Annotated in this window: 24 protein-coding genes and 2 pseudogenes; 11 read left to right on the forward strand and 15 right to left on the reverse strand. The window is 53.2% G+C overall.

Annotated elements, in window-relative coordinates:
- Positions 1 to 80: 80 nt before the first annotated feature.
- The 12 genes and pseudogenes from KEM39_RS08655 to hpnD form a co-directional block, all read right to left on the reverse strand.
- Positions 81 to 260, reverse strand: coding sequence for a hypothetical protein (locus KEM39_RS08655; RefSeq protein WP_211709835.1), 180 nt, complete (start codon positions 258 to 260; stop codon positions 81 to 83).
- Between the two features lie 569 nt (positions 261 to 829).
- Positions 830 to 937, reverse strand: a pseudogene (locus tag KEM39_RS08660) (IS5/IS1182 family transposase); the annotation flags it as partial.
- Positions 938 to 1,054: 117 nt separating this feature from the next.
- On the reverse strand, positions 1,055 to 1,288 hold the full coding sequence (locus tag KEM39_RS08665; RefSeq protein WP_002235747.1) for a hypothetical protein: 234 nt from the start codon (positions 1,286 to 1,288) through the stop codon (positions 1,055 to 1,057).
- Positions 1,289 to 1,292: 4 nt separating this feature from the next.
- Complete coding sequence (locus KEM39_RS08670) at positions 1,293 to 1,961, reverse strand: HAD family hydrolase (protein WP_118996861.1); 669 nt, start codon at positions 1,959 to 1,961, stop codon at positions 1,293 to 1,295.
- A complete protein-coding gene (gene hda, locus KEM39_RS08675; protein ID WP_002213636.1) occupies positions 1,958 to 2,626 on the reverse strand; it encodes a DnaA regulatory inactivator Hda in 669 nt (222 codons plus the stop codon). Before hda ends, KEM39_RS08670 begins: the two co-directional genes overlap by 4 nt.
- A 103-nt stretch (positions 2,627 to 2,729) precedes the next feature.
- Positions 2,730 to 4,499: an ABC transporter ATP-binding protein/permease gene (locus KEM39_RS08680; protein WP_118996860.1), complete on the reverse strand. Its 1,770-nt coding sequence runs from the start codon at positions 4,497 to 4,499 to the stop codon at positions 2,730 to 2,732.
- Positions 4,500 to 4,892: 393 nt separating this feature from the next.
- Complete coding sequence (locus KEM39_RS08690; protein ID WP_118810345.1) at positions 4,893 to 5,540, reverse strand: DUF799 domain-containing protein; 648 nt, start codon at positions 5,538 to 5,540, stop codon at positions 4,893 to 4,895.
- Positions 5,537 to 5,905, reverse strand: coding sequence for a DUF4810 domain-containing protein (locus KEM39_RS08695; protein ID WP_192886280.1), 369 nt, complete (start codon positions 5,903 to 5,905; stop codon positions 5,537 to 5,539). Before KEM39_RS08695 ends, KEM39_RS08690 begins: the two co-directional genes overlap by 4 nt.
- Before the next feature lie 9 nt (positions 5,906 to 5,914).
- Complete coding sequence (locus tag KEM39_RS08700) at positions 5,915 to 6,586, reverse strand: CsgG/HfaB family protein (RefSeq protein WP_118996858.1); 672 nt, start codon at positions 6,584 to 6,586, stop codon at positions 5,915 to 5,917.
- 190 nt (positions 6,587 to 6,776) lie between these two features.
- Complete coding sequence (locus KEM39_RS08705) at positions 6,777 to 7,496, reverse strand: SDR family oxidoreductase (RefSeq protein WP_118996857.1); 720 nt, start codon at positions 7,494 to 7,496, stop codon at positions 6,777 to 6,779.
- 83 nt (positions 7,497 to 7,579) lie between these two features.
- Complete coding sequence (hpnE, locus tag KEM39_RS08710) at positions 7,580 to 8,893, reverse strand: hydroxysqualene dehydroxylase HpnE (RefSeq protein WP_118996856.1); 1,314 nt, start codon at positions 8,891 to 8,893, stop codon at positions 7,580 to 7,582.
- A 78-nt stretch (positions 8,894 to 8,971) separates the two neighbouring features.
- Positions 8,972 to 9,844, reverse strand: coding sequence for a presqualene diphosphate synthase HpnD (gene hpnD, locus KEM39_RS08715; protein WP_118824917.1), 873 nt, complete (start codon positions 9,842 to 9,844; stop codon positions 8,972 to 8,974).
- Between the two features lie 170 nt (positions 9,845 to 10,014).
- Here hpnD and hscA point away from each other — a divergent pair, with 170 nt between their 5' ends.
- On the forward strand, positions 10,015 to 11,877 hold the full coding sequence (hscA, locus tag KEM39_RS08720) for a Fe-S protein assembly chaperone HscA (protein WP_118824922.1): 1,863 nt from the start codon (positions 10,015 to 10,017) through the stop codon (positions 11,875 to 11,877).
- Positions 11,878 to 12,002: 125 nt separating this feature from the next.
- On the opposite strand, the pseudogene KEM39_RS08725 reads toward hscA, so the two are convergent.
- Positions 12,003 to 12,109: pseudogene (locus KEM39_RS08725) on the reverse strand (IS5/IS1182 family transposase); the annotation flags it as partial.
- A gap of 4 nt (positions 12,110 to 12,113) precedes the next feature.
- Between KEM39_RS08725 and KEM39_RS08730 the strand changes: the two are divergent.
- Genes KEM39_RS08730 through fdx form a run of 3 tightly spaced genes read left to right on the forward strand, consistent with a single transcriptional unit; the run spans position 12,114 to position 13,907 of the window.
- Complete coding sequence (locus KEM39_RS08730; RefSeq protein WP_118996854.1) at positions 12,114 to 12,713, forward strand: GIY-YIG nuclease family protein; 600 nt, start codon at positions 12,114 to 12,116, stop codon at positions 12,711 to 12,713.
- Positions 12,714 to 12,748: 35 nt separating this feature from the next.
- Positions 12,749 to 13,510: a DUF2314 domain-containing protein gene (locus tag KEM39_RS08735; RefSeq protein ID WP_118996853.1), complete on the forward strand. Its 762-nt coding sequence runs from the start codon at positions 12,749 to 12,751 to the stop codon at positions 13,508 to 13,510.
- Between the two features lie 55 nt (positions 13,511 to 13,565).
- On the forward strand, positions 13,566 to 13,907 hold the full coding sequence (gene fdx, locus KEM39_RS08740; RefSeq protein WP_002219289.1) for an ISC system 2Fe-2S type ferredoxin: 342 nt from the start codon (positions 13,566 to 13,568) through the stop codon (positions 13,905 to 13,907).
- Positions 13,908 to 14,023: 116 nt separating this feature from the next.
- Here the strand turns inward: fdx and KEM39_RS08745 are convergent, their stop codons facing one another.
- A complete protein-coding gene (locus KEM39_RS08745; protein WP_118996852.1) occupies positions 14,024 to 14,611 on the reverse strand; it encodes an amino acid permease in 588 nt (195 codons plus the stop codon).
- 212 nt (positions 14,612 to 14,823) lie between these two features.
- On the opposite strand from KEM39_RS08745, the gene iscX reads away from it, so the two are divergent.
- Positions 14,824 to 15,021 (forward strand): Fe-S cluster assembly protein IscX, encoded by a 198-nt coding sequence (gene iscX / locus KEM39_RS08750; protein ID WP_002248850.1) that lies wholly within the window; start codon positions 14,824 to 14,826, stop codon positions 15,019 to 15,021.
- 67 nt (positions 15,022 to 15,088) lie between these two features.
- Here the strand turns inward: iscX and KEM39_RS08755 are convergent, their stop codons facing one another.
- Positions 15,089 to 15,490, reverse strand: a complete 402-nt coding sequence (locus tag KEM39_RS08755; RefSeq protein WP_025458383.1) for an RNA-binding S4 domain-containing protein — start codon at positions 15,488 to 15,490, stop codon at positions 15,089 to 15,091.
- 211 nt (positions 15,491 to 15,701) lie between these two features.
- Here KEM39_RS08755 and KEM39_RS08760 point away from each other — a divergent pair, with 211 nt between their 5' ends.
- From KEM39_RS08760 to mpl, 6 genes are all read left to right on the forward strand, one after another.
- Positions 15,702 to 16,661 carry an acetyl-CoA carboxylase carboxyltransferase subunit alpha gene (locus KEM39_RS08760; protein ID WP_002217206.1) on the forward strand — a complete coding sequence of 320 codons (960 nt, stop codon included), beginning with the start codon at positions 15,702 to 15,704 and terminating at the stop codon, positions 16,659 to 16,661.
- A gap of 67 nt (positions 16,662 to 16,728) precedes the next feature.
- Positions 16,729 to 18,039 carry a tRNA lysidine(34) synthetase TilS gene (tilS, locus tag KEM39_RS08765; protein WP_211709842.1) on the forward strand — a complete coding sequence of 437 codons (1,311 nt, stop codon included), beginning with the start codon at positions 16,729 to 16,731 and terminating at the stop codon, positions 18,037 to 18,039.
- Between the two features lie 50 nt (positions 18,040 to 18,089).
- Positions 18,090 to 18,875: a TrmH family RNA methyltransferase gene (locus KEM39_RS08770; RefSeq protein ID WP_211709844.1), complete on the forward strand. Its 786-nt coding sequence runs from the start codon at positions 18,090 to 18,092 to the stop codon at positions 18,873 to 18,875.
- 9 nt (positions 18,876 to 18,884) lie between these two features.
- Entirely contained in the window at positions 18,885 to 19,082 is a 198-nt protein-coding gene (locus KEM39_RS08775; protein WP_025458387.1) for a hypothetical protein, read from the forward strand.
- A 12-nt stretch (positions 19,083 to 19,094) separates the two neighbouring features.
- Complete coding sequence (locus KEM39_RS08780; RefSeq protein ID WP_211709845.1) at positions 19,095 to 19,397, forward strand: DUF4124 domain-containing protein; 303 nt, start codon at positions 19,095 to 19,097, stop codon at positions 19,395 to 19,397.
- A 61-nt stretch (positions 19,398 to 19,458) separates the two neighbouring features.
- Entirely contained in the window at positions 19,459 to 20,835 is a 1,377-nt protein-coding gene (gene mpl / locus KEM39_RS08785; RefSeq protein ID WP_211709846.1) for a UDP-N-acetylmuramate:L-alanyl-gamma-D-glutamyl-meso-diaminopimelate ligase, read from the forward strand.
- Positions 20,836 to 20,958: the final 123 nt, after the last annotated feature.

A 20,958-nucleotide genomic window follows, 5' to 3' on the forward strand; every position in this document is an offset into this window, starting at 1 on the left:
TTGTACTGTCTGCGGCTTCGTCGCCTTGTCCTGATTTTTGTTAATCCACTATAGAAACAAAAACAGAAGCCTAAGATCCGTCATTCCCGCCGGGCATCTGGTTTTTTGAAATCCGGTTGTTTGGGATAAATTCTCCAGCTTTGATTTTTTGTTTTTCCGATAACGCCATAACTTTGAAATTTCGTCATTCCCGCGCAGGCGGGAATCCAGACCTGTCGGCACGGAAACTTATCGGGAAAAAAGGTTTCTTTAGATTTCACGTCCTAGATTCCCACTTTCGTGGGAATGACGGGATGTGGGTTTTTGTGCGGATTTGAACCGGTAAGGGTGGTGTGGGATTGGTGGTTTGCTTAGGATCTTTTGGATTGTAGTTTGTATATACATTTACTTGTTGATAAAAGATAAAATAAAATTAGAAACTAAAAGTGAGAAAAAATTAATAATAATAGGGATGTATAAATGTAAAGGCTCCGTTTCATAGCTAAGGTTATCTGAATATATGGAAAAAAAGTAAAAGTCCATAAAACTAAAATATATAGATAATGCTAATGATAATAGAATTATCACTTTCCTAGAGTAAGGATAATATTTTTTTATCGTAAAAAAATATAAAATAGGATAAATAATTGCCATATAGATAGATTTTGTAACAAAATTAAAAATAAATAATAAAAATAATGTAATAAAGTATATTTTTTGGCTATGAAATAAAATTGTACATAATTGAACGAGCAGATCAAAAAATGAACTACATATAACAATAAATAATAACATATTTACCATACTAAATTTAATAGGTCTCATTATCATATTTAATAACCACTTCATAGTATAGTGGATTAAATTTAAACCAGTACAGCGTTGCCTCGCCTTGCCGTACTATCTGTACTGTCTGCGGCTTTGTCGCCTTGTCCTGATTTAAATTTAATCCACTATAAATGCAGAGTGGGTGGAAACACTCACTTTATGGTTTGCTACGCTCTGCTCAATTAGCAACCCGATAACCCAATATAGATAATAGGGTAATTAATCCAATCTAATTTGTCAGCATCCGTTAATTTATTGCAAAATAAAGTATTGAATTATGTCGGGTGCAAATGACGAAATATAAGTTTCCGTGTGGACGGATCAAGATTCCCACTTTCGTGGGAATGACGGTGGAAAGATTGTTGTTTTTCCCGATGAATTCCTGTGTTTTTTGTTTTTCCGGATAAATTCCTGTGGCTTTGAGTTTTTGGGATTTCAGCCCCAATGCCGTCTGAACGCCGAATCGGGCTTCAGACGGCATTGCGTCATTTGAAATTCAAAACCGGCCAGCCTTTTTCTTTGGCTTCTTGTTCCAATTCTGCATCAGGGTTGACGGCAACGGGTTCGTTGACGAGACTCAGCAGAGGCAGATCGTTTTTGGAATCACTGTAAAAATAGGTTTTGCCGTAGCTTTCGAGCGTTTCGCCGCGTTCGGCGAGCCATTGGTTCAGGCGGGTGATTTTGCCTTCTTTGAGGCTGGGCGTACCGATGTAATTGCCGGTGTAGCGACCGTCGGGATCGGTTTCGAGTTGTGTGCCGATGATGTTGGTGATGCCGAAAAGGTGGCAGATGGGGGTGATGATGAACTCGTTGGTTGAGGAAATCACGAGGGTTTCGTCGCCTGCCATTTGGTGGCTCTGCACCAGCATACGCTGCATAGGCGAGATGTGGGGGATGATGTATTCCGCCATAAATTCGCGGTGAAATTCCGCCAGCTCTTCTTTGCAGTAACGGGAGAGCGGGGCGAGGTGGAATTTGAGGAATGCGTCGATGTCGAGGCAGCCGTTTTGGTAGTCGCGGTAGAATTTTTCGTTTTGCGCTTCGGTTTCGGCAGCGTCAACCAACCCTTTTTTGATAAGGTATTGCGGCCAGGCGTGGTCGGAATCGGTGTTGATGAGGGTGTTGTCGAGGTCGAAGATGGCGAGGTTTTTCATTGGGTTTCCTGTTGTTTCAAAAGCTGGCGCAAAAGCGGCAGGGTGATGCGTTTGCCCATTGTGACGGCGTAGTTGTCCAGCGTGTCGAGCATCATCATCAGGCTGTCCATATCGCGCCGCCAGTGTTTGAGCAGGTATTCGAAAATTTCGGAATCGACGGTTACTTGGCGTGCCGCCGCCATACTGGCGAGCGCGTCGATTTTTTCTTGGTCGGTTAAGGGTTTGACTTCGTAAACGAGGCAGTACGCCATACGCGTCCGCAAATCTTCGCGGATGACAAGCTGCTGGGGCGTGTATTCCGAACCGAGCAGCAAAAAGCCTTTGCCGCTGTTGCGGAAGCGGTTGAAGATGGAAAAAAGCAGGGCTTGTTCTTCGTTGCCCAGTTTTTCGACTTGATCGACGGCGAGGTATTCCGCCTCGAACGCGGCATCGGTCAGCGGCATCGAGGCGGCATCGATATAGGCGGCGTTTTTGCCGGCTTCGAGCGCCTGTGCGACCCACGCCTGCAAAAGATGGCTTTTGCCCGCGCCTTCTTCACCCCAGACATAGATAAACTGTCCGTGTTTGTGTCGGAGGACATAGACCAGTTCCGCGTTTTCCGTGCCGAGGAATTTGTCGAAACTCGGATAGTCGTGTGCGGCAAAGTCGAAAATAAGCTGGTTCACGGTTCGGCATTCCGAGGGGTGGTAAACGGGTTATTGTACGTTGTTTTCGCGCGCCTTTCCAATTTGAACGATGCCGTCTGAAAACGGCTTCAGACGGCATCGTTCAACCGCAGGCAACGTTGCCGACATCGAGGCGCATATTGTGGAACGCGTTGAGCGTGCTTCGGTGTCCGATGCTGATGATGATGCTGTCGGGCAGTTTTTGCTTTAAGGCGCGGTAGAGCGCGGCTTCGGCCGGTTCGTCCAAGGCGGCGGTGGCTTCGTCGAGCAGGATGATTTTGGGCTTGGAAAGCAGGGCGCGGACGAAGGCGACGCGTTGCAGTTCGCCGGGGGAGAGTTTGTGCTGCCAGTCGTCTGTTTTGTCCAATTTGTCAATCAGATAACTCAAGCGGCAGGTGTTCATGGCTTCGATTAGCTCCGGATGCTGTTTGTCGATATCGGGGTAACAAACCGCGTCTCGCAGGCTGCCTTGCGCTGTGTACGGGCGTTGCGGTAGGAATAGGATGTCTTGATGCGGCGGACGGCTGACTTTGCCGCTGCTACCAAACGGCCAAAGCCCAGCCAGCGCGCGCAGCAGCGAGGTTTTGCCGCAACCGCTCGGGCCGCGTATCAGCAGCGAATCGCCGCTTTTGAGTTTGATGTTGATGCCGTCCAATAAAACTTCGCCGTTGTGGCGGAACAGGGCGACGTTTTCCAGTGCAATGCCGTCTGAAACTTCGCTAATCTCGGGTTGCTGCGCGCCGTGTTGTTCTTCGGTACTCAGTAAAAAGCCGTACAGACGCTCCAATCGGGCGCGGTAGGCGGTGAATTTGTTGTAGAACATCCGGAAGAAAGACAGCGCGTTTTGCAGTCGTGCGAAGGCTTGGACGGTCTGCTGGATGTCGCCGATTTTGATTTGTCCGGCAAACAGGCGCGGCGCTTGCAAAATAATCGGGAAGAGTTTGATGCCGTTGGTGAACATATCGTTAAAGCCGCTTAAGCAGACGCTTTGCCGCGCGATGCGCCAACGGTTGCGGATAATGGCTTTAAAGCGGTCGGAAAGCCGGCCGTGTTCGTGTTGTTCGCCGTTGTAAAACGCTACGCTTTCGGCGTGGTCGCGTACGCGGATGAGGGAATAACGGTAGTCGCCGTTGAGTTTTTCGTTTTCATAGTTGTAACGAATCAAGGGGTTGCCTATCCACATGGCGATAAAGGTCGCCAAAATCACAAAAATAAAGACGAGCCAAACAATGCCGCGCGGAATGTCGAAACCGAATACGGTCAGGATACCCGCCAAGCCCCACAAAACAACGGCAAATTCCAGCGAGGTAACGACCGAATTGATCATACCGCGCACAAATTCGATGGTCGAAGCGATAAATTCCTGCGCGTCCTGTTGGATACGCTGGTCGATGTTGTCCGGCGCGTGGCGGCGCATTTGCAGGCGGTAGTAGTTTTTGTCGGCAAGCCAGCGCGTGGTCAGCACTTCGTTGAGACGCTCCGACCATTTAATCGCCAAGCCTTGATCGAGGAAGTCGTTGACGACGTTGTTAAACGCCCGTATCAGCACCACGCCCGCGTTCATTGCGGCAAACATCCAAAATGCCGAAGCATTCAAATCCTGCATCGAGTCGTAAAGCCCTTTGGACATAAAGGTACTCAACACATTCAGCCGCACCTCGGTTAACAGCAGCGTAACCATTGCCGTAATCAACAGCAAGACTTTGACCGCGCTTTTCGGTGTCAGGCAAAGGCGCAGGATATAGGCAAACTCCCGCCCGAAGCGCGTTTTCCGTGTCAAAAACAGAATCACCGCCGAAGCGGCGGAAACTATCAAGAGAGTCTGTAAAAGCCAAAGCGGTGTGGAATAAAGCTCGGTTTGCCATTTCTGCATGGGAAATCTCTTACGGTATCAATGCCGTCTGAAAAAGACGGGTACAGTTGATTTTTTGATGAAGTTTGGGGAAGTTTTTCCGGTCAGGGCATATTGCTTGTTATAGTGGATTAAATTTAAATCAGGACAAGGCGACGAAGCCGTAGACAGTACAGATAGTATGGCAAGGCGAGGCAACGCTGTACTGGTTTAAATTTAATCCACTATAATTTACCATACAACCACGCCGGAATTAAGTTTAAATTTGAATAAAAGGTTCGGGTTCTGCAAAATACAGAACCCGAACCTTGTTCGGATATTGAAACCGGCTGTCCGATTTTGGGCGGTACGGCTTGCAAGTATCAAGATTCGCATATGCCGTCTGAAGCTCGGAGAGGTTCGGACGGCATATGCTTATTTGGACTGCTCTTCGACAAACCTCGGGCCTTTCAGGATGCCGTTGTGGGAATAGGGCGACAGCAGGTCGTATGCGGCGGCTTTGGAAACCTGATAACCGCGGTCGGTCAGGCTGTTGGCAATCTGGTTGACCACTGCGCCGACCAAAGCACCCAGCAGACCGCTGTTGCTGTTGTTGCTGCCTTCGCGGATACTGGCCGAACCCGACCACAACACTTTCCCGTTGCGGGAATCGACCAGCCGTGCTCTGGCGGATACGGTCGTTACGCTGTCTAAAATTTGATATGAAGTGCCGTATTCGGTAATTGTAATGTATAAAACCGCATCATTGCCGAAAATCTGATGCAGTTTTTCCGGCCGGACGGCGTGAATATCGGCGGCATTGGTCAAACCGTTTTGTTTGAAGGTTTCCTCTACGACTGCGGCGGGGAAGACGTAATAGCCGGCTTCGGAAAGCGGCTCGGCGGTCGAAGCCAGCATCCCCCAAGTGCCGTTGACATCGGGCGATTCGTTCAGGGGCGGTACGACCAGAATCGAGGCGGGCTTGCTTTCTTTGAATGCCGTGTAGTCGAAATCGGGCGCCTTTTGGACTTGGCAGGCAGACAGCGCCAACACGGCGGCAAGCCCTAAAATCAAAGGTTTCATCGCTTGCCTCCTTTACCGGTTTTCATCAGGAAGTCCATAAATACGCCCGATTCGGGAAACAGCCTTTTTTCTTCTTCAAACTGGTGGAACGCGCCCTCTTTGTCTCCCGAATGGGAAAGCAGCAGTCCCAAATGGGCATGCGCGCCCGGTGCGGCGTTCATTTGTTTGTTGCGTGTCTGCACAAAATATTTTTGCATATTTTCGGTCTGTTTGCCCAAAGAGGTATCGCTGTTTTTCAAACCTTCGTAAACGGTATCGGGATAATCGCCGTAATAATACAGGTCTTTATGCCCGCTGCCGCCGCAGGCGGCCAAAGCCAAGACTGCGGCATACAGCGGCAGGCGGATAAATGTTTTCGGATTCATGATTTGTCCTTAACGGCGGGGTTGCCACGCGCCGCTGTCGACGGCTTGGACGAGGTTGTTGACGGCTTCGCGGATTGCCAAGTCTAAAACTTTGCCGTTCAAAGTCGCATCGTAGCCGGAAGTGCCGCCGAAACCGATGATTTCGCGGTTGGAAAGTGCGTATTCGCCCGCGCCCTGTGTGGAATAGACGATTTCGGAAGTATTGACGTTGACGATATTCAGAGCCACTTTTGCATAGGCGATTTGCGATTTGCCGCGACCCAAAATGCCGAAGAGCTGATGATCGCCGACATCTCTGCGCCCGAATTCGGTTACATCGCCGGTAACGACATAATCTGCGCCTTTCAGGTTTTGCATTTTGCCGGAAATGCCGGATTCCTGTTTCAATGCGCTAAGGTTGGTGCGGTTCAGTACGTTGAAGCGGTTGGTTTGTTGCAGGTGCGTTACCAGAATGGTTTTCGCCTGGCTGCCCAAACGGTCTTCCCCGTCGGAGAAAATGCCTTTTTGGAAGCTGGAGCGGTTGTCGAATGTTCCAACGGAAATCGGGGTGCGAACACCGTGATATTGCGTATTGTAGGAGGCGACTTTTGCTACCTCGAGGCTGCGTGAGGATTCGGTCGCACAGCCGGTCAGTGAAACGGCAGCGGCGGCAAAAGCGATGGCGGCGGAAATTTTTTTCATGAAACCTACTCCAAAATTGTTAGAGGAATAAAGAGGTTGTTATTATTATTTGCATGTAATTTTTAGTCAAGGTGTTTTTGTCTGTCGGGGTGTCGAAAGATTTGTCTGTGTCGGCATATTGGCGGATATGGCGTGCTTTTTGATGCCGTCTGAAAAGGAGGGCGGGTGTGGAACCTGCCCTTTGGGGGATTTAGAGGTAAACGATTTCGCCGCTCCGCCCTTTGCTTTCGGCACTTGCCCACCAGACAAATGCGGGCAGCACGTCCCCGTAGCTTTTGCGTTCGCTTTTGGCTTCGCCCGGATGGGATTTGATGCGTTGCGGAGAATTGATGGGGCCGGGGACGAGGACGTTGGCGCGCAGGTTGCCGAAGCGTTCCCATTCGTCGGCGGCGACTTTGCACAGGTAGTTCAACGCGGCTTTGGACGCGCCGAAGCCGCCCCAGTAGGCTTTGGGTGTTTCGCCGTGGCTTTCGCCGACGAAGATGACGGACGCGTCGGGCGACTGCTTCAGCAGCGGGAACAGGGCGCGTGTCAGCCCCATCGGGGCGACGGTGTTGATGCGGTATTGGTTGACCCATTCGGAGACGGTTTGGAAATCCAGCGGCGAGAGGGCGTAAAAATAGCCGGCACAGTGGACGATGCCGTCCAGTTTGCCTTGCGTGGCTTCGGCAATGGTGGCGGCGAACTGATTGAATTCTTTTTCTTCCGCACTCATCAGGTCGAAACGGATGGCGAAAGGTTCGGGGTGTCCGGCTTCGACAATCGCGTCATAGACTTTTTCCAGTTTTTTCTGATGACGGGCAACCAAAATCACAGTCGCGCCTGCTGCCGCATAGGCTTTGGCAACCTGTTCGCCCAGCCCTTGCGATGCGCCGGTAACTAAGATGGTTTTGTCGGTCAGTGTCGCCATACTTTTTCCTTTTTGGTGGTTGGTCGGGGGTATTTTAGCGTTTTGCCGCACCTTGTAAAGCGTCCTGATGCCGGCCGGCGTTTTCAGACGGCATCGTTCAGGCTTTGCAGGCAGGCTTCCGCGGAAGCGAAACCTGATTGTACGGCGGCTTCGAGCGTGGCGGGGTAGTATGGGTGGAGGTAGTCGCCGGCGGGGAAGATACGGTGCCGGTGCAGCCACGACAAATCCGGTGGTGGGGCATCGGCTGCGGTTGTGGCGCGTTTTTCGGTGATGACGCGCACGGCTTCGGGTTCGCCCAAATGCGGAAGGATGCGTTTGAGGTCGGCGTGGGCTTTGTCTGCCCACACCCGGTTTGCAAACGCGCCGACGCGGTCGGAAACACTGATGACGGCGGAGACTTCGTTTTCAGGCAGTCCGAGCCTGCCCCGGCAAAGCAGCCATTGCACCGTGCCGTCGGCAAGTCCGGTCAGCGGGGCAGGCAAGCGGACGGGTTCGGCGTAGCGCAGATAGACGGTGGTGATGGCGTGGTAGCGCAGGTTCTGATATGCCGTCTGAACGTGTTCGGGCGTGCCTTCGGGCAGGAGCGCGGCGGCGTGGTAGGGCGCGGTGGCAAGTATGGCGGCATCGAAAGGTTCGCCGTTGACGAGCACTCTCCCGTCCGGGATGGTGTTCAGACGGCATACGCGCGTTTCGAGGCGGATGTCCGCGCCGAGCCGTTGAAGCTCCGCCAAGGCGGGTTCGGCGACGATTGCGCCCAAATCCTGTTTGGGTAGGAGATAGTCGCTGCCGGATTTTTTCGTCAGCACGCCGTCGGACAAAACGTTGCACAACACGCGCAGGCTTGCGGTTTCCAAAGGCGTGTTGAGCGCGCCCCAAACCAAGGGTTGCCAAAACTGCATTACGGCGGCACGCGGCACGTTCCGCTGTTTCAGCCATTGCGCCACTGTCGTGTCGGGCTGTCCGAGGCGTGCGGACTTCTGCAAATCGGACATATCGGCAAGCAGTTTGGCTTTGAATGCAGTCGGTGCGCGCCGGGCAAGCAGCACGCCGCCCAAAATATGCAGCGGCGCGGGCAGGGGGAGGGCGCGGAACTGCAAACCGCCGTGCATATGCCAGTGCAGCGGTACGCGCAAAAAGGCGGCACGGGGATCCGAACCGATGGTTTTCATCAGGCGCAACACGCCCCGGTATGCGCCGAGCAAAATGTGCTGCCCGTTGTCCAAAAAACCGAAACCGTCGGTATTTCCGGCCAGTGTGCGCGCCCTGCCGCCCGCCTGCCGGCCGGCTTCAAACAGGGTAATGTCGGCGTGCCGAGCCAAGGTGACGGCGGCGGACAGTCCTGCCCAGCCTGCGCCGATGACGGCGATTTTCGGGCGCGGATGCGGCGTGTTCATCATTTATTCCTCCAATGGTTGAAACCCCGTTTTTCGGGGCGGCGGGGGTTGGGTTTTCCTGAAGGGCGGGCGGTATGCGCCTTATGCTCGTTCTGGCGTGCCGGGGCGCGGTTTGAATCCGAATAACCAAGTCTTCAGGGCAATGCGTTTTTTGCGCGGCGAAGGGAGGGCGATTTTGTATTTGAGGACGTTTTGCGCGCCGTCTCGGTCGATTTCGTTCAACAGCGCGTAATAAACCGCCGCCATAACCAGTCCGACTTTTTGGGCTTTTTTATCGGCAGCCGGCAGCAGCGATACGGCTTCGCGGTAGGTTTCGCGGGCGCGTTTGATTTGGAACGCCATCAATTCGGCAAAATTGCCCGTCGGGCTGCATTGCAAAATCACGCTTGCGGGTACGTCAAACCGCTGCATTTCCTCCATCGGCAGGTAAATCCGTCCCCTGCGTGCATCTTCGCCGACATCGCGGATGATGTTGGTCAGTTGCAGCGCAAGACCCATCTTGTCGGCGTATTCCAGCGTTTTGCCGTCTGAAAACCCCAAAATCCGCGCAATCAGGCAGCCGACCACGCCTGCGACGCGGTGGCAATACAGTTTCAATTCTTCAAAACTGCCGTAACGCGCCCGAACCAAATCCATCTGCATCCCGTCGATTAAGGCTTCCAGTTCATATTTCGGCAGCTTGAAGGTTTCTTTAACCTGCCGCAAGGCCTGATTGACGGGGTGTTCCGGCATCGCGCCGCCGAACACCTTGTCCAAATCGCCGCGCCACCAGTTCAATGTCGCCTGTGCAACATCGGGGTTGGAACATTCGTCAACCACATCGTCCAATTCGCGGCAAAAAGCATATAAAACCGTTACCGCATCCCGTTTTTCCTGAGTCAGGAAACGGAAGCCCGACAAAAAACTGGAGCGGCTTTCCTCTGCTTTTTGGCGGCAATAGTCGAGTCCTTTCACGATTTATATTCCTAATGATGGGCGGGAAAGGCGGATTTTATCGGCATTTGGCGGTAGAGGGCAATTTCGGCGGCACGGCCCAATCCTTAGCGGTTTGCTCAACTATCGGCGCAAATTCTGTTAAAATGCCGCCTTCCTTCCTTTATACACCGCACCGACAGGCAGAATTTATGGCTCTTTTGCAGATTTCAGAACCGGGTATGTCCGCCGCCCCGCACCGGCACCGTTTGGCGGCAGGCATCGATTTGGGAACGACCAACAGCTTGGTTGCCACCGTCCGCAGCGGCAGTGCCGCCTGCCTGCCCGATGCCGAAGGGCGCGTTACCCTGCCTTCCGTCGTCCGCTATCTGGAAAACGGCGGCATTGAAGTCGGCAAAACCGCCCTGTCCGCCCAAAAAACCGACCCGCTGAACACCGTCAGCTCCGCCAAACGCCTTATCGGGCGGACGCTTGCCGATCTGCATCAAAATACGCACTACCTGCCTTACCGTTTCGGCGACAATCAACGCGTTATCGAACTGCATACGCGGCAGGGGGTGAAAACGCCTGTCGAAGTGTCGGCGGAAATCCTCAAAACCCTTAAATCGCGCGCCGAAGAAACCTTGGGCGGCGATTTGGTTGGCGTGGTGATTACCGTTCCCGCCTATTTCGACGACGCGCAACGCCAGGCCACCAAAGATGCCGCGCGTCTGGCTGGTTTGAACGTATTGCGCCTGCTCAACGAGCCGACCGCCGCCGCAATCGCCTACGGGCTGGACAACGCCTCGGAAGGCACGTTTGTCGTGTACGACTTGGGCGGCGGCACATTCGACGTATCCGTATTGCAACTGACCAAAGGACTGTTTGAAGTCAAAGCCACCGGCGGCAACAGCGCGTTGGGCGGCGACGATTTCGACCATCGTTTGTTCTGCTACCTGCTCGAACAAAACGGACTCTCCCAACTTAACGAACAAGACGGCCAACTCCTGCTCTCGCTCGTCCGCGCCGCCAAAGAACAATTAACCACGCAAACCGAAGCGCGCATTCAGGCGACGCTTTCAGACGGCATGGCAATCGACACAAGCATCAGTCGCGCCGAGTTCCACAACCTGACGCAGCATTTGGTGATGAAAACGCTCGAGCCGGTCAAACAGGCGTTGAAAGATGCCGGTGTCGGTAAAAACGAAGTCAAAGGCGTGATTATGGTCGGCGGTTCGACCCGTATGCTGCACGTCCAACAGGCAGTCGCCACCTTTTTCGGACAAACCCCGCTGAACAACCTCAATCCCGACGAAGTCGTCGCACTCGGCGCAGCCATACAGGCAAACGTCCTCGCCGGCAACAAAGCCGACGGCGAATGGCTGCTGCTGGACGTTACGCCCTTGTCGCTCGGTTTGGAAACCTATGGCGGGCTTGCCGAAAAAATCATCCCGCGCAATTCCACCATCCCCACCGCGCGCGCGCAGGACTTTACCACCTTCAAAGACGGTCAGACCGCGATGACGATACACGTCGTGCAAGGCGAACGCGAACTGGTTGCCGACTGCCGCAGCCTTGCCAAATTCACCCTGCGCGGCATTCCGCCTATGGCGGCGGGTGCGGCGCGTATCCGCGTAACCTTCCAAATCGATGCCGACGGGCTGTTGTCTGTTTCCGCCCAAGAACAAAGCACCGGCGTACAGGCGCAAATCGAAGTCAAACCTTCCTACGGCTTGGACGACGGCGCGATTACCCAAATGCTCAAAGACAGTATGGACAACGCCGCCGAAGACATGGCGGCACGTGCCCGAGCCGAAGCCGTGGTCGAAGCCGAAAGCCTGACCGATGCCGTCAACGCCGCCCTCGAGTTGGACAGCGATTTGCTGGAAGCCGAAGAATTGCAACAGATTCGGCAAGGCATCGCCGATTTGCAAGGCCGTGTGAAAGACGGAAAAGCCGAAGACATCCGTGCCGCCGCCGCCAAACTCGGCAGTATTACCGACAATTTCGCCGCCAAACGCATGAACCGCAACATCCAACGCGCGTTGACGGGGCAGAGTGTCGATAATATTTGACGGTAAATGGTTTCAGACGGCATAGAGATAACCTGATGCCATCTGAAGGCTCGAAAACACTTGAAAAACATCGATATGGAAAAGTCAGGCATTGTCTATCCGATAAAAACCGTCATCAAGGGCGTGTATAGTGAATTAAATTTAAACCGGTACAGCGTTGGCTCGCCTTGCCGTACTATTTGTACTGTCTGCGGCTCGCCGCCTTGTCCTGATTTAAATTTAATTCACTATATAAAATCGGCATTTCGGACGTAAGCAATTTTGAAGGCAGAATGCGCCATTTGGAAAACAACGGCTATGCGAACGTTGCCGGATTGGAACGCATCCTCGCCGTCAAAACCGACAATTACAAAGAAAAAGAAAACCTGCTCCATGAAATTTTTAGTAAAAGCAGGATAGGCGATACCGAATTGTTCGCCGTGGACGAGAATCTTGTAAAACGTTTGTTTTTATCGCTTCGCGGCGAAATCGTGTTCCCGAAAAACGAAACGGCGGAATCGGAATTTGAAAAAAGCGTCCACGAACGCAGGCAGGAAGGGAATGCCGGATCCGGCCGCAAACAACTGCTTGATTTGGTACGGCGCGGACACCGGGAATACCCTTACGCGCTGCCCCGGCTTTTGGCGGGCGCGGCATCCTACAAGCCGAAAAAATCGAAAATCCGCCTTTTTAAAGAAGCATATTTACGCAAAAGCGGTACGAGGCTGACCGACGAAATTGCAGACGGCATCCATATTTACACCTGTTTTTCGCGGGCGGATTTGGAAAAAGCCTATTCCGAATATTTGGAACTTTTCAAATCCGAATCGGATGCCGAAGGCAGAAAACCACGGTAAGGTGCAAACAGATACCGTACACGTTGAGGAGCAGTATGATGGGCGATTCCGTCATTTATTATGTAGAACAGGCAGACGAACCGGTAAACCGTGCCGGCGAACGCGCCCGTAAAACATTCAAATACTTTTGGCGCGAGCTTTTTTGGGAACGCCGCCGCATCATTCCCGCCTTAGATTTTGCCATGGTCAAAGCCCCTTTTTTCCAAGACGGCGAAGACGGCGAAATTTGCGAACATATGTGGATCGACGATATTTATTTTGACGGTCTTTACATTTATGGCGTGCTGAACAATGAACCCGGCGAACTGACCAATGTCGAACAAGGCGAAAGCATTTGCGTTCCGGTTGACGACATCAGCGACTGGATGTTCGTGTGCAACGGCATTCCCTACGGCGGCTTTACCGTACAGGCAATGCGCGGGCAGATGACGGAAGAGGAGCGCACCGAACACGATGCCGCATGGGGAATCGATTTCGGCGATCCCGGGCAGGTATTGCTGGTGTATGAAGAAAAAGAACATCCCGAAAATCTGGAAGAGCATCCGATGTGCCGGAACTGTATTGACGATTTTCGGCAACAGTTGTCCCAAAATCCGGATTTTCTGCATGAGCAGGACGAAGACGGCTATACGCCGCTTCATCATGAAGCCATCGCAGGAAATGCACTTATGGTTCAAGCCATGCTTGAATACGGCGCAAATCCTGCCTCAAAGACATCGGAAGGCTATACCGCCCTCGATTTTGCCCGCCTGACGGGCTGGCAAAATGTTGCCGACCTGCTCGAACCGCGACATTAGGCAGACAATTTTCCGAAAAACGAACGCAACCACTTTTTACAGAAAGACAATAAAAATGCCCAAAATCACCGTACTCCCACACACGACATTATGCCCCGAAGGCGCGGTTATCGAAGACGCGCCCGAAGGCAAAACCGTCCTCGATGTGCTGCTCGACCACGACATCGAAGTCGATCACGCCTGCGAAAAATCCTGCGCCTGCACCACCTGCCACGTCATCATCCGCAAAGGTTTCGACAGTTTGGAAGAGCCGACCGAATTGGAAGAAGACCTGCTCGATCAGGCTTGGGGCTTGGAAGCCGATTCGCGCTTAAGCTGTCAGGCAGTGGTTGCCGGCGAGGATTTGATTGTGGAAATCCCCAAATACACCATCAACCACGCGCGCGAAGAACACTGAAAACAGGCCGTCTGAAGCCGGTGCGCTTCAGACGGCATTGTTGCGCGGATAAGGCGCAATCGCCCGAAAACAGGCGTTCGTACAGACGGAATCGCGCAGGCGCGATTTACGGATATTCACCGGTTTTGCAGCCGGAAAAACCGCCGGCGGGTTACTTTCAGGGCGACGGTCGGGCGGTATGTCGGATAACGTTCCACTTTCGCTTCTATATTGATTTTAATCGGTTTCCTGCCGGAACGGCCTGATGCGGCATCCGGGGTGGCTTGTGTTTCTTCCCGACCGCCGGCCGGATTCCCCCGTTCTTGTGCGAAACCGAAAGAAACGGCGGTGCGGCGGACAAGCTCGAGATAGCGTCCTTCAAGCTCCGGGCAGGCGGCGGATACGCTTTCTGCCGTAACCGTGAAGCCGCCGTCCGACCCGGCAAGGCGTTCCGCAATCTGCGTGTAGATGCGCCAACGTTGGGCGCGCAACATTGCCGCATCGCAACCGGCAGCCGCTTTATCCAAGGCAATCAGGCCGCGCCTGCTCCGGTAGTGAAGGCAAACCGTTACTCTGGAGAGGATATGCTGCCCGTCCAATATTTGATACAGTTTGCGTATCAGCAAAATCAGGCGGTCAAACTCCTCCATCTCCGACAGGGGGTCGGGATGGTCGGAAGCGGTATAAACCAGTTTGGACAATTTTGCGGCAAACATATTGTTCATCAATCTTCCTTGTCGGTTGAAACCCCGCCCTTCAGGGCGGTAGAATCAGATTTGTTTGGGAGGGACAACTCCTCCCAGATTGGGACGGCACATAGGCTGGTGCTTGATGTGTTGTCCGGCGAGTTGAAACATTCAGCCATCCTCAAAGGGCGGCAGTTTTGCCGAAACATATTCTACACGGCTTCAATGCCGGACGATAAAAGGAAATTCATATGAAATGGACCGATACCCGGCGTATCGCCGAAGAACTCTACGACCTGCACGGCGAAACCATCGATCCCAAAACCGTGCGCTTTACCCAACTGCGCGACCTGATTATGGCATTGCCCGAATTTGACGACGACCCCGCCCGTTGCGGTGAACGCATCCTCGAGGCCGTGCAGCAGGCATGGATAGACGAGGCAGAATAAGTTTCGGGAATGCCGTCTGAAATGCGGCGGTACGCGGTTCGTGCTTCTGTTTGCAGCGGGAACGGTTTTACCAGTCTCCTTTTTTCATCTTGTCCAGTTGGCGGCGGTCGCGCTTGGTCGGTCTGCCGTCGGGATGGGCGGAAGTGATGCGGCTGAATTGGTCGAGCTGTTTGCGCTCTTCCCTCAATGCTGCCGTTTTCGCGTCTTCTTCATACAGAAGCCGCGCCTCGGATGCCGGGCGGCGTTGGTGGTTCAAACCTTTAACCTTGATTTTATAGGGAAGGGAATTAAGCGTCAGGTCGATAATATCGCCGATGTCTATGGTTTTACTGTTTTTGACCTTCGAGCCGTTTACTTGAACCCTACCCAGTTCGATGTGCTTTTGCGCAAGGGAACGGGTCTTGAAAAAACGTGCCGCCCAAAGCCATTTGTCCAGCCGCATGGCGGAAGAATCGTGCTTGTCTTTCATACGATTTTGTTTGAAATAATTGAATTTGTTTCGAGTTTAGCATAAGATACGCCGCCTTATAACTAGTATATATGCACTAATCCACTGTTTTCCATGCTGTCCGAACACAAAAAGAGGGTGTGGAAAAGCCGTTTTGGACAATAAATTAACTGCGGAATATGCACAAATAGCGTATGATAGCGGCAGAATCTGTTGATGAGAGCTTCATTCTATGAAACCTGTTTTTTTGGATTTTGAACAACCCATAGCCGAACTGACCAACAAAATTGATGAACTGCGTTTCGTCCAAGACGAGTCTGCCGTCGATATTTCGGACGAAATACACCGTTTGCAGAAAAAAAGCAACGACCTGACCAAATCGATTTTCAGCAAACTTACGCCCGCCCAGGTTTCACAGGTTTCCCGGCATCCGCAGCGTCCCTATACTTTGGATTACATTGAGGCACTGTTTACCGATTTTGAAGAGCTGCACGGCGACCGCCACTTTGCCGACGATCATGCGATTGTTGGCGGATTGGCACGTTTCAACGGACAAAGCGTGATGGTCGTCGGGCATCAGAAAGGGCGCGACACCAAAGAAAAAATCCGCCGTAACTTCGGTATGCCGCGCCCCGAGGGCTACCGCAAAGCCCTGCGCCTGATGAAAACGGCTGAGAAATTCGGCTTGCCCGTCATGACCTTTATCGATACACCGGGCGCGTATCCCGGCATCGGCGCGGAAGAACGCGGGCAGTCGGAAGCCATCGGCAAAAACCTGTACGAACTGACACGCCTGCGCGTTCCCGTTTTGTGTACCGTCATCGGCGAAGGGGGCTCGGGCGGTGCGTTGGCGGTCGCCGTAGGCGATTACGTCAATATGCTGCAATATTCGACCTATTCTGTTATCTCCCCCGAAGGCTGCGCGTCTATTTTGTGGAAAACGGCGGAAAAGGCGGCGGATGCGGCTCAGGCTTTGGGCATTACTGCCGACCGCCTGCAAAAGCTGGACTTGGTCGATACCGTCATCAAAGAACCATTGGGCGGCGCGCATCGGGATTTCGGGCAAACCATGAAAAACGTAAAAGCCGTTTTGGAAAAACAACTGCACGAAGCGCAAAGCATCCCGCTTGCCGATTTGCTTTCGCGCCGTTTCGACCGCATTATGGCTTACGGCAAATTTTCGGAACAATAATTCAAATGTAACCGGCGGCAAGCAGTTTGTTTGAAACTGCTTGCTTTTTCTTTATCGGGATGAAGCCGTGCTGACTTTAGATGCGTTTGAGCAATGCTTGAAGGATTGTTTCCCTCAAGGTCTGAATGGAAAAAAAACAGCAGTGGCATTAAGCGGCGGATTGGATTCCGTCGTTTTGCTGCATCTGCTTGTCCGCGCTGGGAAACGGGCAGGATTTGTGCCGGAGGCATTGCATATCCATCACGGCTTGAGTCCCCATGCCGACGATTGGGCGGATTTCTGCCAAAACTATTGCGATATGCTCGGGGTGAGGCTGGAAACGGTTAAGGTCTGCGTGGAAAAAAACGGTTTGGGCATCGAGGCGGCAGCGCGGCAAAAGCGTTATGCCGCGTTTGCCGAAAAAGGCTTTGACGTTTTGGCGTTGGCGCACCACAGGGACGATCAAATCGAAACCTTTATGCTGGCGGTCGCGCGCGGCGGCGGTTTGCGTGCTTTGTCGGCTATGCCCGCCGTCCGCCCTTTGGGGGAAAACGGCATCATTTGGCGGCCTTTGCTGCCTTTTTCGCGCCAAGACATATGGGATTATGCCCAAAAACACGGTTTGCCGAATATCGAGGATGAAAGCAATACCGATACGGCTTATTTGCGAAACCGCTTCCGGCACCGTATTTTGCCCGAACTTTCGGCGCAGATTCCCCATTTCGGGCGGCATCTGCTGAACAATGTCCGTGCTTTGCAGGAGGATTTGGCTTTGTTGGACGAGGTCGTCGTTCAAGACTGCCGTTGGGTTTGCGGGGCGGGTTATTTTGATACGGCGCGGTGGCTGACGTTTTCCCCGCGCCGAAAAACCCATATTTTGCGGCATTTTCTGAAGGAAAACGGCGTTCCCGTGCCGAATCAGAATGCCCTTGCCGACATTGCCCGGGTTTTGACGGAGGCAAAAACCGGACGTTGGAACTTGCAAGGTTTTGAATTGCATCATTATGCGGGCAGGCTGTTTGTGTTCCGACCGGAAAAAACGGATAAACTGCGGTTTTTGAAAGACAGGCAGATAAGCGGAAATTTAAGGGAAATATTGGCGGGGCAGGGATTTGTTTTAAAACGTCATCCGTTCGGACTTCCCGGGCATCTTTTGGAGCAGGACGGAATCTTGCGTACGGTTGCGGCATCGGACAGGCTGGCTGTCGGCGGTATCCATAAGGATGTGAAGAAAATCCTTCAGGAAAAGCGGGTTTTGCCCGCGCTGCGCCCGTTTTGGCCGGTTGTCGCCGACAAGGACAACCGCCCGCTGGCGTTGGCAAATTACGGTACGGATTTTCAAATCTCGGTTTCAGACGGCATTTTGCCCGTCCATCCGGATTTTCCCGTTTTATTTTGATGGAATCGGAATCGCCGTTACCTATTATATATTCTTGAAAAGGCGGTAAAGTGAAGCATATCAGTTCGGCAAACAATGAACACATCAGACACCTGCACCGCCTGCTGTCGCAGGGAAAGTTCAGACGGCAGTATACCCAAACCGTTTTGGAGGGCGTGCACCTGCTTCAGGTTTTCCTGCAATCGGGAGGAAAGCCGCTCGGGGTATATATTCCCGAAGCGAAAATGCCGTCTGAAGAAGTCCGTAAATTGATGGCGGTTTTGCCGGAAGACGGGTTTTTTTCCGTTTCAGACGGCATATTGAAAAAAATCAGCAGCTTGAGTTGTGCAGACGATATACTTGCACTGATTGATATCCCATTGAGCGGAACCTTGCCGGACAAAGGCGACTGCGTGGTTTTGGACGGCGTGCAAGATCCGGGTAATGTCGGCACGGTGTTGCGGAGCGCGGCGGCGGCGGGAATCGGCGCGGTCGTTTTGGGTAGGGGTTGTGCGGACGCGTGGTCGCCCAAGGTATTGCGCGCGGGGATGGGCGCGCATTTCCTGTTGGACATTTATCCGCAGGCGGATTTGGAAATATGGTTGGCGCGCTATGAAGACCGTGTGTTTGCCACCGCCTTGCGCGAGGAAAAGCAGGCGGTTTTGTACGGCGAAGATTTGTGCAAGCCGACAGCCTGGGTGTTTGGCAACGAAGGCGCAGGGGTCGGTAAAGTAGTTTTAGACAGGGCGGACAAGTGTGTCAGGATTCCGATGCACGATGCAACCGAGTCTTTAAATGTCGCGATGGCGGCGACAATCTGCCTGTTTGAACAGATGCGCCAACGGGCGGCGTATTGAGGAAAAGAAATGCCGTCTGAAAAAATTTATTACGGCGTATTGATTTTCTTATGTATCGCTTCTATGCTGCTGTCGCCGTTTTTTTATGGCGGCGTTTTAAAGCCGAGAAGGGCTGTGCCGCATAAGGCAGGGCAGTGGAAACTCATCTTATTGTCCAATGCCGTGGCGGCGGCGGTTTTGGCTTGGATGTGGTGGAAATGGTTTTGAAGGAGTCTTGATATGAAAACATCTAAAATTATTGCGGAGCTGATGCTGGCTGTGGCGGTTCAGACGGCATCTGCGGCAGTGTATGAATGCCGTCAAAACGGTAAGGTCAGTTACAGCCAAACTCCGGGAAAACATTGTACCAACGCGGGTTTGGGGCGGGATCGTGTGTACAGTTCGGTCAGGCCTGCCGTGAAAGACAGGGCGGAAGACGCAGGGGCTGACGATCATTTGGATTCGGTGAGGGACGAAGCCGCCCAAAATCCGAAAGGAAATGCACAGAAAGACGGTTCGGCTGCCGGCATCAAGCCGCACTGATTGAAGCCGAATCAGCCCTTGCGCTGTCGGACGGCAAAATTTGAACGATTGGGGAACTTTGATGAAACACATCCATATTATTGGTATCGGCGGCACGTTTATGGGCGGGCTTGCCGCCATTGCCAAAGAAGCGGGGTTTGAAGTCAGCGGTTGCGACGCGAAGATGTATCCGCCGATGAGCACCCAGCTCGAAGCCTTGGGTATAGACGTACACGAAGGCTTCGATGCCGCGCAGTTGGACGAATTTAAAGCCGACGTTTACGTTATCGGCAATGTCGCCAAGCGCGGGATGGATGTGGTTGAAGCGATTTTGAACTGCGGCCTGCCTTATATTTCCGGCCCGCAATGGCTGTCGGAAAACGTGTTGCACCATCATTGGGTACTCGGCGTGGCGGGGACGCACGGCAAAACGACTACCGCGTCCATGCTCGCCTGGGTCTTGGAATATGCCGGCCTCGCGCCGGGCTTCCTCATCGGCGGCGTACCGGAAAATTTCGGCGTTTCCGCCCGCCTGCCGCAAACACCGCGTCAAGACCCGAACAGCAAATCGCCGTTTTTCGTCATCGAAGCCGACGAATACGACACTGCCTTTTTCGACAAACGCTCCAAATTCGTGCATTACCGCCCGCGTACCGCCGTGTTGAACAATTTAGAATTCGACCACGCCGATATTTTTGCCGACTTGGGCGCGATACAGACCCAGTTTCACCACCTCGTGCGCACCGTGCCGTCTGAAGGCTTAATCGTCTGCAACGGACAGCAGCAAAGCCTGCAAGACACTTTGGACAAAGGCTGCTGGACGCCGGTGGAGAAATTCGGCACGGAACACGGCTGGCAGGCCGGCGAAGTCAATACCGACGGCTCGTTCGACGTGTTGCTTGACGGCAAAAAAGCCGGACGTGTCAAATGGGATTTGATGGGCAGGCACAACCGTATGAACGCGCTTGCCGTCATCGCCGCCGCGCGTCACGCCGGAGTTGATATTCGGACGGCCTGCGAAGCCTTGAACGCGTTTAAAAACGTTAAACGCCGGATGGAAATCAAAGGCACGGCAAACGGCATCACCGTTTACGACGACTTCGCCCACCATCCGACCGCCATCGAAACCACGATTCAAGGTTTGCGCCAACGTATCGGCGGCGCGCGTATCCTCGCCGTCCTCGAGCCGCGTTCCAACACCATGAAACTCGGCACCATGAAAGCCGCCCTGCCCGCAAGTCTCAAAGAAGCCGACCAAGTGTTCTGCTACGCCGGCGGTGTGGACTGGAACGTCGCCGAAGCCCTCGCGCCTTTGGGCGGCAGGTTGCACGTCGGCAAGGATTTCGATGCCTTCGTTGCCGAAATTGTGAAAAACGCCCGAACCGGCGACCATATTTTGGTGATGAGCAACGGCGGTTTCGGCGGAATACACACCAAACTGCTGGACGCTTTGAGATAGCCCGGGCAATGCCGTCTGAAAGCCCTTCAGACGGCATTGCCCGGCTGCGCGGCACAAAGGCGGAAAAACCGTTTGCCCCGTATTTTCAAACGCGTTACACTTGCCGCCGCTGTTTTCAGCCAT

This window comes from Neisseria sp. Marseille-Q1983 (assembly GCF_018224585.1).
Taxonomy (GTDB): domain Bacteria; phylum Pseudomonadota; class Gammaproteobacteria; order Burkholderiales; family Neisseriaceae; genus Neisseria; species Neisseria polysaccharea.

Bases quoted from the DNA above. Each gene is read 5' to 3' on its own strand.
- KEM39_RS08665 (WP_002235747.1), bottom strand. From the start codon at position 1,288: ATGCCGTCTGAAGCCCGATTCGGCGTTCAGACGGCATTGGGGCTGAAA.
- KEM39_RS08670 (WP_118996861.1), bottom strand. From the start codon at position 1,961: ATGAAAAACCTCGCCATCTTCGACCTCGACAACACCCTCATCAACACC.
- KEM39_RS08680 (WP_118996860.1), bottom strand. From the start codon at position 4,499: ATGCAGAAATGGCAAACCGAGCTTTATTCCACACCGCTTTGGCTTTTA.
- KEM39_RS08690 (WP_118810345.1), bottom strand. From the start codon at position 5,540: ATGAAACCTTTGATTTTAGGGCTTGCCGCCGTGTTGGCGCTGTCTGCC.
- KEM39_RS08695 (WP_192886280.1), bottom strand. From the start codon at position 5,905: ATGAATCCGAAAACATTTATCCGCCTGCCGCTGTATGCCGCAGTCTTG.
- KEM39_RS08700 (WP_118996858.1), bottom strand. From the start codon at position 6,586: ATGAAAAAAATTTCCGCCGCCATCGCTTTTGCCGCCGCTGCCGTTTCA.
- KEM39_RS08705 (WP_118996857.1), bottom strand. From the start codon at position 7,496: ATGGCGACACTGACCGACAAAACCATCTTAGTTACCGGCGCATCGCAA.
- hpnE (WP_118996856.1), bottom strand. From the start codon at position 8,893: ATGATGAACACGCCGCATCCGCGCCCGAAAATCGCCGTCATCGGCGCA.
- hscA (WP_118824922.1), top strand. From the start codon at position 10,015: ATGGCTCTTTTGCAGATTTCAGAACCGGGTATGTCCGCCGCCCCGCAC.
- KEM39_RS08735 (WP_118996853.1), top strand. From the start codon at position 12,749: ATGATGGGCGATTCCGTCATTTATTATGTAGAACAGGCAGACGAACCG.
- fdx (WP_002219289.1), top strand. From the start codon at position 13,566: ATGCCCAAAATCACCGTACTCCCACACACGACATTATGCCCCGAAGGC.
- KEM39_RS08745 (WP_118996852.1), bottom strand. From the start codon at position 14,611: ATGAACAATATGTTTGCCGCAAAATTGTCCAAACTGGTTTATACCGCT.
- iscX (WP_002248850.1), top strand. From the start codon at position 14,824: ATGAAATGGACCGATACCCGGCGTATCGCCGAAGAACTCTACGACCTG.
- KEM39_RS08755 (WP_025458383.1), bottom strand. From the start codon at position 15,490: ATGAAAGACAAGCACGATTCTTCCGCCATGCGGCTGGACAAATGGCTT.
- KEM39_RS08760 (WP_002217206.1), top strand. From the start codon at position 15,702: ATGAAACCTGTTTTTTTGGATTTTGAACAACCCATAGCCGAACTGACC.
- KEM39_RS08775 (WP_025458387.1), top strand. From the start codon at position 18,885: ATGCCGTCTGAAAAAATTTATTACGGCGTATTGATTTTCTTATGTATC.
- KEM39_RS08780 (WP_211709845.1), top strand. From the start codon at position 19,095: ATGAAAACATCTAAAATTATTGCGGAGCTGATGCTGGCTGTGGCGGTT.
- mpl (WP_211709846.1), top strand. From the start codon at position 19,459: ATGAAACACATCCATATTATTGGTATCGGCGGCACGTTTATGGGCGGG.